This is a genomic window from Microbacterium sp. JZ31, assembly GCF_016805985.1.
Classification (GTDB): Bacteria; Actinomycetota; Actinomycetes; order Actinomycetales; family Microbacteriaceae; genus Microbacterium.
On sequence record NZ_CP017661.1, the window covers coordinates 1,673,960 to 1,688,073 of the forward strand.

The window sequence follows — 14,114 nt, forward strand, 5'->3', positions numbered from 1 at the left end:
CGCCAGGGCCGTGGTCCCGGAATAGTACCGATGACACGACGAGACGCCCCGGACCGCACGCGGCGGGTCCGGGGCGTCTCGATCGCGCGACTACTTCGTGATCGCGGGCTGGCGCTTGCGCGTCGTGAGCACCTGGTCCACGAGGCCGTACTCGACGGCCTCCGGCCCGCTCAGGATCTTGTCGCGGTCGATGTCCTTGTTCACCTGCTCGACGGAGCGGTTGGAGTGCTTCGCGAGCGTCTCCTCGAGCCACGTGCGCATGCGCAGGATCTCGGCGGCCTGGATCTCGATGTCCGACGCCTGACCGTGACCGGCCTCTCCGACGGCGGGCTGGTGGATCAGCACGCGCGCGTTGGGCAGGGCCAGTCGCTTGCCGGGGGCGCCGGCGGCCAGCAGCACGGCCGCGGCGGAAGCCGCCTGGCCCAGCACGACGGTCTGGATCTGGGGCGAGATGTACTGCATCGTGTCGTAGATCGCCGTCATGGCCGTGAACGACCCACCCGGCGAATTGATGTACATGATGATGTCGCGATCCGGGTCCTGGCTCTCGAGCACCAGCAGCTGCGCCATCACGTCGTCGGCCGACGCGTCGTCGACCTGCACGCCGAGGAAGATCACGCGGTCCTCGAACAGCTTGTTGTAGGGGTCCTGGCGCTTGTAGCCGTAGGCCGTGCGCTCCTCGAACTGGGGCAGGATGTAGCGGCTGTTCGGCAGCTGCAAGCCCTGAGGCGACGTCTGGCCGGTGTAGGGGGTGTGCATCTTGTGTACGTCCTTCTCTGTGCTCAGATACCCGGCGGTCAGTTGGCGTCGCGGTCGGTGCCGCCCGCGCCCGTCACGTCCACGGCGTGCTCGCGGATGTGGTCGACGAAGCCGTACTCGAGGGCCTCCTCGGCCGAGAACCAGCGGTCGCGGTCGCCGTCCTCGTTGATCTGCTCGACCGACTTGCCGGTCTGCGCGGCCGTGATCTCGGCCAGACGGCGCTTCATGTCGAGGATCAGCTGCGCCTGCGTCTGGATGTCGCTCGCGGTGCCGCCGAAGCCGCCGTGCGGCTGGTGCAGCAGGACCCGCGCGTTCGGGGTGATGTAGCGCTTGCCCTTCGTGCCGCTGGTCAGCAGCAGCTGGCCCATCGATGCGGCCATGCCGATGCCGACCGTGACGATGTCATTCGGCACGAACTGCATCGTGTCGTAGATCGCCATGCCGGCCGTGATCGATCCGCCGGGCGAGTTGATGTAGAGGTAGATGTCCTTCTGCGAGTCCTCGGCGGCGAGCAGCAGGATCTTGGCGCAGATCTCGTTCGCGTTGTCATCGCGCACCTCCGAGCCAAGCCAGATGATGCGGTCCTTCAGCAGCCGGTCGAAGACACTCTGTGCCATCAGCGGTTCGGGCATTCTCACTCCATTCGGTGCGGCGTCGATATGACCCTACCGGCGGGGTATCGGGCCCTCGCGCGTGTTCGCCCTGGGCATACGGTGCGCCGCGCCTACCCCCCTGCGGCGGGCGGATGCAACCCCTTCTCGCGCCGCACCGCCCCGGGTTACGGTCTTCGCGAGAGCTGTCCCTGGCTCCCTCATGAGAACGGCAGGTGTACATGGAGACGTGGCCAGGACGGGCCTACCCGCTGGGTGCGACATACGACGGCGACGGCACGAACTTCGCGCTGTTCAGCGAAGTCGCCGAGAAGGTCGAGTTGTGTCTGTTCGACGACGCGGGCACCGAGACGAGAGTGCGGCTGACCGAGGTGGACGCGAACGTCTGGCACGCGTATCTTCCGGACGTCGGCCCCGGACAGCAGTACGGCTACCGCGTGCACGGTCCGTTCGACCCCGCGTCCGGCCACCGCTGCGACCCGAGCAAGCTCCTCGTCGACCCGTACGCCAAGGCGCTGTCCGGCGCGATCGACTGGGATCCGTCGCTGTTCGACCACGACTTCGACGACCCCGAGGTGCGCAATCAGGACGACTCCGCGGCGCACAACATGCGCTCGGTCGTGATCAATCCGTACTTCGACTGGCGCGGCGACCGCCGCCCGGGCATCCCCTACAGCCGCACGCTGATCTACGAGGCGCACGTGAAGGGCCTCACGCAGCTGCACCCCGACATCCCCGAGGCTCAGCGCGGCACGTACGCGGGCGTCGCGCACCCCTCGGTCATCGCGCACCTGAAGCGCCTGGGCGTCACGGCCATCGAGCTCATGCCGGTGCACCAGTTCGTGCAGGACTCGGTGCTGCTGGAGAAGGGCCTGCGCAACTACTGGGGCTACAACACGCTCGGCTTCCTCGCGCCGCACAACGAGTACTCCTCGAGCGGCGACCGCGGCGAGCAGGTGCAGGAGTTCAAGGCCATGGTCCGGGCGATGCACGCCGCGGGCATCGAGGTCATCCTCGACGTGGTCTACAACCACACCGCGGAGGGCAACCACCTCGGCCCGACCCTGTCGTTCAAGGGCATCGACAACGAGGCGTACTACCGGCTCGTCGAGGACGACCCGCAGTACTACATGGACTACACCGGCACGGGCAACACCCTGAACGTGCGTCACCCGCACTCCCTGCAGCTGATCATGGACTCGCTGCGCTACTGGGTGACGGAGATGCACGTCGACGGCTTCCGCTTCGACCTCGCCGCCTCGCTCGCGCGCGAGTTCTACGACGTCGACCGGCTCTCGAGCTTCTTCGAGCTCGTGCAGCAGGATCCGGTGGTCTCGCAGGTCAAGCTGATCGCCGAGCCGTGGGACGTCGGGCCCGGCGGGTACCAGGTGGGCAACTTCCCGCCCCAGTGGACGGAATGGAACGGCAAGTTCCGCGACACCGTGCGCGACTTCTGGCGCGGCGAGCCCGCCACGCTCGGCGAGTTCGCGTCGCGCTTCACCGGATCGGCCGACCTCTACGAGAACTCGGCACGCCGGCCGTTCGCGTCGATCAACTTCGTCACGGCCCACGACGGCTTCACGATGCGCGACCTCGTGTCGTACAACGAGAAGCACAACGAGGCCAACGGCGAGGACGGGCGCGACGGCGAATCGCACAACCGCTCCTACAACCTGGGCGTGGAGGGACCGACCGACGACCCGGAGATCCTCGAGCTGCGTGCCCGCCAGCAGCGCAACCTGATCACGACGCTGCTGCTGTCACAGGGCGTGCCGATGCTGCTGCACGGCGACGAGCTCGGCCGCACGCAGGAGGGCAACAACAACGGCTACGCGCAGGACACCCCCCTCAGCTGGGTGCACTGGGACGAGGCGGACGAGCCCCTCATCGAGTTCACGGCGCGCGTGTCGCGGCTGCGGCGGGATCATCCGACGTTCCGGCGCTGGGTGTTCTTCGACGGTCGCACCGTGCGGCGCGGCGAGGGCGACCCGCTGCCCGACATCGCGTGGCTCACGCCCGACGGATCGCCCATGGACGAGAGCGACTGGCAGACGAGCTACGCGCGCTCGCTCGGCGTGTTCCTGAACGGTCAGGGGATCCGCGAGCGCGGCTCGCGGGGTCAGCGGATCGTCGACCGCAACTTCCTGCTGTACTTCAACGCGCACAGCGAGCCCGTCGACTTCACCCTGCCCGAGGACGAGTACGCGAGCGCATGGGAGATCGTGCTGAACACGGCCGACGGCCGCGACCTCACGCCGCGTGAAGCCGGTTCCACCATGCCGGTCGAGGCGCGCTCGATCGTCGTGCTCCGCGAGTGGCAGGAGCCCGAGGCCGAGGCGGACTGGTCACCCGCGGCCTCCGTGCGGCGCCTGCTGGAGAAGGGCGACGCGGAATGAGCAGGATCCCCCTCTCGACGTACCGGCTGCAGGTGCGGCGCGAGTTCGACCTCGACGCCGCGACGCAGATCATCGACTACGTCAAGGCGCTCGGCGTCGACACCGTCTACCTCTCGCCCCTGCTGGCGAGCGAGCCGGGTTCCAACCACGGCTACGACGTGATCGACCACTCGAAGGTGGACCCGGAGCGCGGCGGCGCCGATGGGCTCGCGCGCTTCTCGGCCGCCGCCCGCGCGGCGGGCCTCGGCGTTCTGGCCGACGTCGTGCCCAATCACGTGGGCATCGAGACGCCCCGCCTCAACCCGTGGTGGTGGGACGTGCTCACGCACGGTCCCGGATCGCGGCACGCGCACGCGTTCGACATCGACTGGGACGCGGGCGGCGGGCGCATCCGGATCCCCGTGCTGGGAGACGAGGACGCCCAGCAGCCGGACCTCGGCCTGACGATCGAGGACGGTCAGCTGGCGTACTACGAGCACCGCTTCCCGCTCGCCCCGGGAACGGCCGACGACGGCGCCTCGCCCGGCGTCGTGCACGGACGTCAGCACTACGAGCTCGTGAGCTGGCGACGCGGCGACTCCGACCTGAACTACCGCCGCTTCTTCGCGGTGTCGACGCTCGCGGCTGTGCGCGTCGAGGACGAGCGGGTGTTCGACGACAGCCACGCCGAGATCCTTCGCTGGCTGCGCGAGGGACTCGTCGACGGCCTGCGCATCGACCACCCGGACGGCCTGACGGATCCTGGCGGGTATCTCGCACGCCTCTCGGAGGCGACCGACGGGGCCTACGTGCTCGTCGAGAAGATCCTCGAGCCCGGCGAGCCGCTGCCCCCGCACTGGGCGACGGCGGGCACCACGGGCTATGACGCACTCGGCGACATCGACCGCGTGCTCGTCGATCCCGCCGCCCGCACGGCGCTCGACGAGCTCGAGGCCGAGCTGCGCGGCGACTCGCCGCAGGAGGGCCCGGCCGACTGGCACCGGATGGTCCACGACGGCAAGCGCGCGGTCGCGGACACCCTGCTGCACGCCGAGGTCCGCCGCCTGGCGCGTCTCGTGCCGGACATCGAGGGTGCGGAGGACGCGATCGCCGAGCTGCTCGCGTGCTTCCCCGTCTACCGCTCCTACCTGCCGGCGGGACTCGAGCACCTGCACGAGGCCGCCGACGCGGCGAAGCGCCGGCGGCGCGACCTGGCGGGCACGATCGAACGACTGCTGCCCCGTCTGTCCGACCCGGATCACCCCGCGGCGATCCGGTTCCAGCAGACCTCGGGCGCGGTGATGGCGAAGGGCGTGGAGGACGCCGCCTTCTACCGGTACGGCCGGCTCGTCTCGCTCAACGAGGTCGGTGGGGATCCGTCGGAGTTCGCGGTCGACGTGGCCGAGTTCCACCGCCGGCAGGCGCTGCGGCATGCGTCCTGGCCGCAGTCGATGACCACGCTGTCGACGCACGACACCAAGCGCGGCGAGGACACCCGCGCGCGGATCGACGCGCTCGCCGAGGTGCCGGCGCTGTGGCGCAGCACGCTGCGCACGCTGCGGGCGCACGCTCCGCTCGGCGACGGTCCGTTCGAGGCGCTGCTGTGGCAGTCGCTGATCGGCGCCTGGCCCCTGTCGCGCGAGCGCGCCCACGCCTACGCCGAGAAGGCGGCACGCGAAGCCGGCACGAGCACGACCTGGACGGCCCCCGACGAGGAGTTCGAGCGCGCCATGCACGCCCTCGTCGATTCGGCCTTCGACGACGACGAGGTGCGCCGCACGCTCGAGGCCTGCGTCGACGCCGTGCGCACCGCGGGGTGGTCGAATTCGCTGTCGGCCAAGCTGCTGCAGCTGGCCGCACCGGGCGTCCCCGACGTGTACCAGGGATCCGAGCTGTGGAACCGGTCTCTCGTCGACCCGGACAACCGCCTGCCCGTCGACTACGACGAGCGGCGCGAGATTCTGCGGCGTATCGATGCGGGCGAGCTGCCGGAGCTCGACGAGACGGCTGCGGCCAAGCTGCTCGTCACGGCGCGGGCGCTGCGGGCACGGCGCGATCGTCCCGACCTCTTCACGCGCTATGCGGGCTTGGAGACCGTGGGACCGGCGGCCTCACACGCGGTGGCGTTCGACCGCGGCGGCGCCATCGCGATCGGCACGCGGCTGCCGCTGGCGCTGGAGCGGCGCGGCGGATGGGGCGACACGTACGTCATGGTGCCGCCCGGACGCTACGCGGATGCGATCACCGGCGCGCCCTTCGCGGGCGACGCACTGCCCCTGACGCAGGTGCTCGCCCGCTACCCCGTCGCGCTGCTGCTGAGGGAGGACGACTGATGGGATTCGAAGTCTGGGCGCCGAAGCCGTCCCGCGTGCGACTGCTGCTCGACGGGTCGACGCACGACATGACGCGGGACGACCAGGGCTGGTGGCGTGCGGACGTCGCGCCCCGGCACGGCCAGCGGTACGGCTACCTGATCGACGACAGCGACCATCCGGTGCCGGACCCGCGCTCCCTGCGCCAGCCGGACGGGGTGCACGAGCCCGGCCAGGTGCACGAGCTCTCGTTCGCGTGGACCGACGAGCGGTGGACGGGCCGCCAGCTCGCCGGGTCCGTGATCTACGAGATGCACCTCGGCACGTTCACGCCGGGCGGCACCCTGGACTCCGCGATCGAGCGACTGCCGCACCTCGTCGAGCTCGGCGTGGACTTCGTCGAGCTCCTGCCCGTGAACGCCTTCAACGGCGACTGGAACTGGGGCTACGACGGCGTGCTCTGGTACGCGGTCGACGAGACGTACGGCGGGCCGGAGGCGTATCAGCGCTTCGTCGACGCATGCCACGCGGCGGGGCTCGGCGTCATCCAGGACGTCGTGTACAACCACCTCGGACCCAGCGGCAACTATCTGCCGCTGTTCGCGCCGTACCTGCGCGAGGACAGCGCCAACACGTGGGGCTCGTCGCTCGACCTGGCGCGCCCGGAGGTGCGCGAGCACATCATCGAGAACGCGCTGATGTGGCTGCGCGACTTCCACGTCGACGGACTGCGCCTCGACGCGGTGCACGCGCTCGTCGACGACTCGCCGGTCCACCTGCTGCAGGAGATGGCTGAGCGCGTCGATGCGCTCAGCGCGCACCTGCGCCGCCCGCTGACGCTGATCGCCGAGTCGGACATGAACGACCCGAAGCTCATCACGCCGCGCGAGGCGGGCGGGTACGGTCTGCATGCCCAGTGGAGCGACGACTACCACCACGCCGTCCACGTGGCGCTGACGGGCGAGACGTCCGGCTACTACGCCGACTTCGAGCCGATCGAGGCGCTCGCCAAGGCCGCCACCAAGGGGTTCTTCCACGACGGCACGTGGTCGTCGTTCCGCGAGCGCGAGCACGGGCATCCGATCCCGCCCGAGACGCCGACCTGGCGTCTGGTTGCATACGCGCAGGATCACGACCAGATCGGCAACCGCGCGACGGGCGACCGACTGTCGCAGACGCTGGACGACGACCTGCTCGCGATCGCGGCGCTGCTGGCCCTCGCCGGACCGTTCACGCCCATGCTGTTCATGGGCGAGGAGTGGGGCGCGTCGACGCCGTGGCAGTTCTTCACGTCCCATCCCGAGCCCGACCTGGGCAAGGCGACCGCCGAGGGCCGGATCGCGGAGTTCGAGCGCATGGGGTGGGATCCCGCCGTCGTCCCCGATCCGCAGGACCCGGAGACCTTCCGCCGCTCGAAGCTCGACTGGTCCGAGCCGTACGGGGACGAATCCCGTCACACGCGACTGCTCGACGTGCACCGTCAGCTCATCGCGCTGCGGCGTCGCGAGCCGGATCTGACAGATCCGCGCTTCGATCGGGTGTCGGCGGAGTTCTCGGAGGATCCGAAGTGGATCCGAATCCGTCGCGGCGCGCTCGAGCTCGTCGTCAACCTCGGCGACGTGCCGCTCGCGATCACCCCGCCGCGGGAGGTCCTGTTCGCGACGAAGCCGCTCGGCGCCGAGGCCGACGGCATCCCGCCCCGCGCGGGCGCGATCATCCGCCCCTGACGCGACCCCGCTCGCTTGCACCGAACTCGCGCGCGATTCCGCGCGGGTCCGGCGCGAACGCGCGGGATGGCGGCTCGTCGGTCGCGAGCGCGGCGGCGTAGCCCGTCACCGAGCGCGTGTAGCGCGTCAGATGCGGGGCGAGCGCCGTGAGCGCGACCGACAGCGCACGGTCGCGCTCGCCCGCAGACGCGAGGGCGAGCGCGTAGAAGGCCGCGACCTCGTCGCGCAGCGTCGCCGTATCGGCGCGGTCGTGCTCGTCGCGCAGCAGCGCGAGCGCCTCGTCCGTCTTGCCGAGGTTCCGGATCGTGCTGGCGAGCTGGATGATCGCCTGCGTGCGGCGATCCTCGTCGAGGCCGCGCGCGATCGCCCGGCGGTACAGCGGCTCGGCCTCCGCCTCCAGACCGGCGCTGTCGCGCGCTCCGGCTCGCTCGAACAGCGCGACGGGATGATCCTCCCCCAGCCGCGCGGCGAGTGCGTCGATGCGGTCGACCCGCTCCTCATCCGTGAGCGCGGCGTCCTGCCAGACCGCGTCGATCCGGTGCTGCCAGTCGTCGTGCGAGATGTCCACGGGTCCATTCTGGCGGGGATGAGAACGTGGGCATGAGAAAGGGGACGGATGCGCGCGGCATCCGTCCCCCTGCGGGAGCGCGGCGGATTACTCGGCCGCGGCCTCCTCGGTCTTCTTCTTGCGGGTCTTCTTGGCCGGCTTCTCCTCGGCGGGAGCCTCCTCGGCCGCGGCCTCCTCGGCGGGAGCCTCCTCGGCCGGAGCCTCGGCGGTCTCGGTCTCCTCGACCTCGTCCTCGGTCGCGGCGAAGCCCGACAGGTCGACGGCCTTGCCGTTGCTGTCCACGACCTCGACCTTGCCCAGGACGATCGCGAGCGCCTTGTTGCGCGCGACGTCGCCGATCACGGACTGCAGCTGGTTGCCCTGCTGCAGCGCCTCGATGAACTGCTGGGGCGCCATGCCGTACTGACCCGACATCTGGATCAGGTACTGCGTGAACTCCTCCTGCGAGACCTGCACCTCGAGCTTCTCCGCGATGGCGTCCAGCAGCATCTGCGTGCGGAACTGCTTCTCGCTGGCCTCGGTCACCTCGGCGCGGTGCGTGTCGTCCTCGAGGCGGTTCTCCTGCTCGAGGTGCTGGTGCACCTCGTCCTCGACGAGCTGAGCCGGGACGGGGATCTCGACCTTCTCGAGCAGCGTCTCGATGAGCTTGTCGCGTGCGGCGGAGCCCTGCGAGAACGCGCCGCGCGAAGCGACCTGCTCGCGCAGGCTGTCGCGCAGCTCGGCGATCGTGTCGAACTCGCTCGCCATCTGGGCGAAGTCGTCGTCGGCCTCGGGCAGCTCGCGCTCCTTGACGGCCTTCACCGTCACCGCGACCTCGGCCTCCTCGCCGGCGTGGTCGCCGCCGACGAGCGTCGAGCGGAACGTGGTGTCCTCGCCCGCCGTGAGCGACTCGATGGCCTCGTCGATGCCGGGGAGCAGCTCGCCCGAGCCGACCTCGTACGACACGCCCTCGGCGCGGTCGATCTCGGCGCCGTCGATCGTCGCGACGAGGTCGAGCTCGACGAAGTCGCCGGTGGCGGCGGGGCGGTCGACGGGGATGAGCGTGCCGAAGCGGGCGCGCAGGCGGTCGAGCTCCTCGTCGAGAGCGGTCTCGTCGACCTCGGCCGCGTCGACCGTGATGGTGAGGTCCTCGTAGGACGGGATCTCGAACTCGGGACGCACGTCGACCTCGACGTCGACGATCAGGTCGCCCGAGAAGTCCTTCTCGTTCGGCCACTCGACGATGTCGGCCGAGGGACGGCCGAGCATCTTGACGTCGTGCTCGGCGACGGCCGCGCGGAAGAAGCCGTCGAGGCCCTCGTTGACCGCGTGCTCGATGACGGCGCCGCGACCGATGCGCTGGTCGATGATCGGAGCGGGAACCTTGCCCTTGCGGAAGCCCGGCACCTGCACGTCCTGCGCGATGTGCTCGTAGGCGTGCTGGATGCTCGGCTTGAGCTCGTCGGGGCTGACCGTGATGTGCAGCTTCACCCGGGTGGGGCTGAGCTTCTCGACGGTGCTGGTGACCATAGGGGTTCGTTCTCCTCGTGACTCCTCCCGCGCGCAGGCCGCGCGACGGGATCGTAGGTCTGGGTGGGCCGATTGTCGGGGCGACAGGATTTGAACCTGCGGCCTCCCGCTCCCAAAGCGGGCGCTCTACCAAGCTGAGCTACGCCCCGGGGAGTCCCCGCACGGGAACACGAAACGGCCCCGTGAAGTCTAGCCGACGAAGTCGGACATGCCTTCACGGGGCCGTGTGCAGAGGGGCTGACGAGAATCGAACTCGCGTCATCTGTTTGGAAGACAGAGGCTTTACCATTAAGCTACAGCCCCCCGGCCGGCGGAACCGGCAGCATGTGCAAGTCTAGCCGACTCCGCGCCGCTTCCCCGCACCGGGCGCCCGGACGTGTCGCCTCAGACCCACCACCGACCCTCCTAAGGCGCTTTCGCGCGGGGAAATAGGGCGATCGCCCGATGCCCGGCACCTGCCTCAGAGACGACCGTTGAGTCATCAGACGAGCTGACGGGAGCGGGACATGTACATCGATCCGATGGTCGCGATCACTGAGTACGAGTTGCACGTGCGTGACGCGGAGCAGCACATCGCCCGGCTGCGGGCGCTCGAGGAGCGGCGGGCACACGAGTCCGCGCAGCCTGCCCGTGCGGTCGTGCGCCGCACGGGGGTGCTGCGTCGGCTGCTGCCGCGACACGGCGCGTGAGCCGCGGGCAGCAGGATGTCGGCGACCGGTGGGACGATGAGCGGGTGGCATCACCGACGTCGGCACTGATCGGACGCGACGCCGAGCTCGACGCGCTCGCGGACGCGTTCGTCGACGCGTGCGCCGGGCATCCGCGCACGGTCGCGATCGCGGGCGAGGCGGGCATCGGCAAGACGCGCCTGCTGAACGAGTTCGTCGAGCGGCACAGCGACGACGCACGCGTGCTGATCGGCCGCTGCATCGACCTGGGCGGATCCGGCGCTGCCTACACATCGATCGCGGCCGCACTGCGGCCTCTGATCGCGGAGCTCGGCGCCGACGAGGTGCGGCGCATCGCGGGCGGCGGGCTGCACGCGCTGCAGGGCCTGTTCCCCCAGCTCGGCGGCGACGGGCCTCCGGGCGGGCAGGTCGGCGGCCTCCACGAGTCGATCGCGCTGCTGCTGGAGGCGGTCAGCGCCGAGCGCCCTGTCATCCTCGCGATCGAGGACCTGCACTGGATCGATCCGGCGAGCCTCGCGGTCCTGCGTTTCCTGGCACGCGGCCTTCCCGACGCCCGCGTGCTGCTCCTCGTGACCTATCGCGCCGAGGACGTGCACCGCGGCCACCTCGCGCGCCCGTTCGTCGCGGACATCGCGCGCGACAGGGCGGCCACGCGCATCGACCTGCCGCGCCTGGACCGGGATGGAACCCGCCGGCTGATGCGCGAACTGCTCGGCGCGGCACCGTCGGACGCCTCGGTCGACGCGCTTCTCGAGCGCACCGAGGGCGTGCCGTTCTACATCGAGGAGCTCGCCGACCTGCAGGCGTGCGCGGAGGACGCCACGACGCTCCCCGACGGGCTCCGCGACCTGCTGCTCGTCCGCTACGAGTGGCTGACGGACGACGCGCGCCGCATCGTCCGGCACATCGCGGTCGGCGGCATCGACGTCGACCACGACATGCTCGCCGCGGTGTTCGACGGCACCGCCGCCGAACTCGAGCTCCTGATCCGCGAGGCGGTCACGGCCGCGGTGATCCTGGCGACGCCGACGGGGTATGCGTTCCGGCATGCGCTTGTCCGGGAGGCGATCCTCGACGACGTCCTGCCGGGTGAGCGCGAGCGGCTCCATGAGCGTTACGCCCAGGAGTACGAGGCGCGCGCACAGGCGGGTGCTTCGGTCGCCGCCGCCATCGCCCACCACTGGGCGGGCGCACGCGACACCGCGAAGGCGTTCGGAGCGTCCCTGCGCGCGATGCGTGAGGCCCGGGCCGCGATGGGCTACGCCTCCGCCGCCCAGCACGCCGAGCGCGCTCTGTCGCTCTGGAGCGTGGTTCCCGACGCCGAGAACGTCGCCGGCATGCATCGCCTGGAGCTGATGGGCCGGACGGCCACATACCTGCGCAACGCGGGCGACGTCGACCGCAGCCTCGCGATCCTGAGCGCCGCGCTGCGCGAGTGCGAGCCCGGGACGTTCGATCACGCGCTGCTGCTGAACAACCAGGGTCGCGGTCTCGCGATCGCCGCACGGCCGGCGTCCATCGAGTCGTACCGGGACGCGCTCGCGACGCTGGACGCGCTCGGCGAGGGGCGCGCGATCGACACGCTCCGCGCGGACGTCATGATCTCGCTCGCCGGGCGCCTCATGCTCATCGGCGAGGACAGGGAGTCCCTGGCTCTCGCCACGGAAGGGGCCACGCTTGCGCACCGCCTCGGCGCGACGAGGCTCGAGTCGGTCGGCATCAACATCGTCGCGCTCTGCCACGGCCATCTCGGGCGCGTCGACGAGGCGCGCGCGGGGCTCGAGCGCGCCAGGGAGGTCGCCAACGACGACGGGCCCGCGCTGCTGAGGTACTGGGTGAACGCCTCCGACCTCGCCCAGAACCTGGGCGACTACCCTCGTTCCCTCGCGATCGCCCGGGAGGGGCTCGCCGGAGCGCGCCGGCTCGGGGCGGAGCGCACATCGGGCGTCGTCCTCGCGTCCAACCTGCTCGACTCGCTCATCGCACTCGGGCACTGGGACGAAGCCGGCGACGTGCTCGAGCGCTACCTCGCGATCGCGCCCACCACGACCGGCCGCTCGTATCTGGTGCGCGACCGTGCCCTGATCCAGGTGCTGCGCGGGGACGCGGCGGGAGCCCACGAGACGCTCGAGGCGGGGCGCTCCCTGTTCACCTCGACGTCCGCCTTCGAGCTGCAGTCGCGGCTGACCGTGGCGCACGTGTCCACCGAGGTCGCCCTCGCGCTGGGCGACGACGCGCGCGCGTGGCGCGAGGCACAGGCGCTGCTGGCGGCGGATCCCGAGCGGCTCCACCCCGGCCACGTCCCGCCCTTCGCCTGGACCGTGGCGCGCGTGATCGGACGGGCGGCCCGCGCACCGGTCGAGTCCGTCGACGTCGCGGCCGCCGCCATGCAGCTGCGTGAGGTCGTCGACCTGTTCTCGTGGTGGCCCACGCACGAGGCCTGGCGCCCGCTGATCGAAGGCGAGCTCGCACCGTCCGTCGAGACGCTCGAACGCGCTGTCGCGGCGTCCACCGACGCGCGCGTCCCCGGCCACGTCCGCCCTCGCGCACTGCTGCGGCTGGCAGAAGCCCTGAGGGATGCGGGCGATCGCGCCGCGGCACGCGAACGTGTCGAGGAGGCTCTGGACAGCGCGCAGACGTTCGGGGCGATCGCGGCACGCGAGGAAACCCTCGCGTTCGGGCGCTCCGCGGGGCTGCTGCGCGCGTCGGCATCCCGCGCCGCTCACGGACTGACCGAGCGCGAGCGCCAGGTCGTCGAGCTGGTCGCCGCGGGGTTGAGCAACAAGCAGATCGGTGAGCGGCTGTTCATCAGCGGCAAGACCGCGAGCGTGCACGTGTCGGCGATCCTGCGGAAGCTGGGCGCCGCCAACCGCGCGGAGGCGGCGCACCTGGCGCGCGACCTCGTCTCGAGCTGATCCGGCTCAGCCGGCCGCGAGACCCGCGCCGTGGCGCTCGGCGTTGGCGAGGTACCGCTCGGCGTTGTCGCGCAGCCCCGCGACCTCCTCGTCGGTGAGCGCGCGGCGCACCTTCCCGGGGACGCCCGCGACGAGGGAACGCGGCGGGATCTGCGTGCCCTCGAGCACCACGGCGCCGGCCGCGACGAGGCTGCCCGCTCCGACGACCGCGCCCGACAGCACGACGCTGCCCATGCCGATGAGCGAGCCGTCGCCGATCGTGCACCCGTGCACCACCGCGTTGTGCCCCACGGACACGTACTCGCCGATCTCCGCCGGATGCGAGGCGTCGACGTGCAGCGACACGTTGTCTTGGATGTTGCTGAACGCACCGATCGAGATCGTCTCGACGTCTCCGCGGACGACCGCGTTGTACCAGACGCTCGCGCGCTCGCCGACGGAGACGGCTCCGATGATCCGCGCGCCGTCCGCGACATACGCGTCGGGGTGGATCGCGGGCGCATCCTCCTCTCCCGTCGACGAGCTCAGGGGCAGGATCGAGGCGTGCGGTGAGACCGGCATGGCGCCGACTCTACGTCGTGGCGCGCGACGATCCGGCCGCCGCGCGGGGTCTTGCCGACCCGCCTCGCGCGGAGCATCGTGGAGATGT

10 protein-coding genes and 2 tRNA genes are annotated in these 14,114 nt (G+C 70.9%); 5 read left to right on the forward strand and 7 right to left on the reverse strand.

Going from position 1 to position 14,114, the window contains the following annotated elements; genetic code table 11:
* Window positions 1-90 precede the first annotated feature (90 nt).
* Window positions 91-759, reverse strand: coding sequence for an ATP-dependent Clp protease proteolytic subunit (locus BJP60_RS07975; protein ID WP_203135270.1), 669 nt, complete (start codon window positions 757-759; stop codon window positions 91-93).
* A 38-nt stretch (window positions 760-797) separates the two neighbouring features.
* Complete coding sequence (locus BJP60_RS07980; protein WP_203135271.1) at window positions 798-1,391, reverse strand: ATP-dependent Clp protease proteolytic subunit; 594 nt, start codon at window positions 1,389-1,391, stop codon at window positions 798-800.
* A gap of 200 nt (window positions 1,392-1,591) precedes the next feature.
* Between BJP60_RS07980 and glgX the strand changes: the two genes are divergently transcribed.
* From glgX to treZ, 3 genes are read left to right on the forward strand one after another with little or no spacing between them, the layout of a single operon-like run.
* Window positions 1,592-3,766, forward strand: a complete 2,175-nt coding sequence (gene glgX, locus BJP60_RS07985) for a glycogen debranching protein GlgX (protein WP_203135272.1) — start codon at window positions 1,592-1,594, stop codon at window positions 3,764-3,766.
* Window positions 3,763-6,078 (forward strand): malto-oligosyltrehalose synthase, encoded by a 2,316-nt coding sequence (treY, locus tag BJP60_RS07990; RefSeq protein WP_203135273.1) that lies wholly within the window; start codon window positions 3,763-3,765, stop codon window positions 6,076-6,078. Before glgX ends, treY begins: the two co-directional genes overlap by 4 nt.
* Window positions 6,078-7,784 (forward strand): malto-oligosyltrehalose trehalohydrolase, encoded by a 1,707-nt coding sequence (treZ, locus tag BJP60_RS07995; protein WP_203135274.1) that lies wholly within the window; start codon window positions 6,078-6,080, stop codon window positions 7,782-7,784. The genes treY and treZ overlap by 1 nt, the downstream gene beginning before the upstream one ends.
* On the opposite strand, the gene BJP60_RS08000 is transcribed toward treZ, so the two are convergent.
* The 4 genes from BJP60_RS08000 to BJP60_RS08015 all read right to left on the reverse strand — a co-directional run bounded on the left by BJP60_RS08000 (window position 7,771) and on the right by BJP60_RS08015 (window position 10,164).
* Window positions 7,771-8,352: a tetratricopeptide repeat protein gene (locus BJP60_RS08000; RefSeq protein WP_238439345.1), complete on the reverse strand. Its 582-nt coding sequence runs from the start codon at window positions 8,350-8,352 to the stop codon at window positions 7,771-7,773. The two genes, treZ and BJP60_RS08000, sit on opposite strands and share 14 nt — an antisense overlap.
* An 87-nt stretch (window positions 8,353-8,439) precedes the next feature.
* On the reverse strand, window positions 8,440-9,861 hold the full coding sequence (gene tig, locus BJP60_RS08005; protein WP_203135275.1) for a trigger factor: 1,422 nt from the start codon (window positions 9,859-9,861) through the stop codon (window positions 8,440-8,442).
* A gap of 75 nt (window positions 9,862-9,936) precedes the next feature.
* A tRNA-Pro gene (locus BJP60_RS08010) sits at window positions 9,937-10,010 on the reverse strand.
* An 83-nt stretch (window positions 10,011-10,093) separates the two neighbouring features.
* A tRNA-Gly gene (locus BJP60_RS08015) sits at window positions 10,094-10,164 on the reverse strand.
* A 203-nt stretch (window positions 10,165-10,367) separates the two neighbouring features.
* Here BJP60_RS08015 and BJP60_RS08020 point away from each other — a divergent pair.
* Both BJP60_RS08020 and BJP60_RS08025 read left to right on the forward strand, forming a co-directional pair.
* Complete coding sequence (locus BJP60_RS08020; RefSeq protein WP_203135276.1) at window positions 10,368-10,550, forward strand: hypothetical protein; 183 nt, start codon at window positions 10,368-10,370, stop codon at window positions 10,548-10,550.
* A 44-nt stretch (window positions 10,551-10,594) separates the two neighbouring features.
* Window positions 10,595-13,465: a helix-turn-helix transcriptional regulator gene (locus BJP60_RS08025; protein WP_203135277.1), complete on the forward strand. Its 2,871-nt coding sequence runs from the start codon at window positions 10,595-10,597 to the stop codon at window positions 13,463-13,465.
* Window positions 13,466-13,471: 6 nt separating this feature from the next.
* On the opposite strand, the gene BJP60_RS08030 is transcribed toward BJP60_RS08025, so the two are convergent.
* Window positions 13,472-14,026, reverse strand: coding sequence for a gamma carbonic anhydrase family protein (locus BJP60_RS08030; RefSeq protein WP_203135278.1), 555 nt, complete (start codon window positions 14,024-14,026; stop codon window positions 13,472-13,474).
* Window positions 14,027-14,114 lie beyond the last annotated feature (88 nt).

Coding starts and splice junctions, on each gene's coding strand:
- BJP60_RS07975 (WP_203135270.1), bottom strand. CDS start 759: ATGCACACCCCCTACACCGGCCAGACGTCGCCTCAGGGCTTGCAGCTG.
- BJP60_RS07980 (WP_203135271.1), bottom strand. CDS start 1,391: ATGCCCGAACCGCTGATGGCACAGAGTGTCTTCGACCGGCTGCTGAAG.
- glgX (WP_203135272.1), top strand. CDS start 1,592: ATGGAGACGTGGCCAGGACGGGCCTACCCGCTGGGTGCGACATACGAC.
- treY (WP_203135273.1), top strand. CDS start 3,763: ATGAGCAGGATCCCCCTCTCGACGTACCGGCTGCAGGTGCGGCGCGAG.
- treZ (WP_203135274.1), top strand. CDS start 6,078: ATGGGATTCGAAGTCTGGGCGCCGAAGCCGTCCCGCGTGCGACTGCTG.
- tig (WP_203135275.1), bottom strand. CDS start 9,861: ATGGTCACCAGCACCGTCGAGAAGCTCAGCCCCACCCGGGTGAAGCTG.
- BJP60_RS08020 (WP_203135276.1), top strand. CDS start 10,368: ATGTACATCGATCCGATGGTCGCGATCACTGAGTACGAGTTGCACGTG.
- BJP60_RS08030 (WP_203135278.1), bottom strand. CDS start 14,026: ATGCCGGTCTCACCGCACGCCTCGATCCTGCCCCTGAGCTCGTCGACG.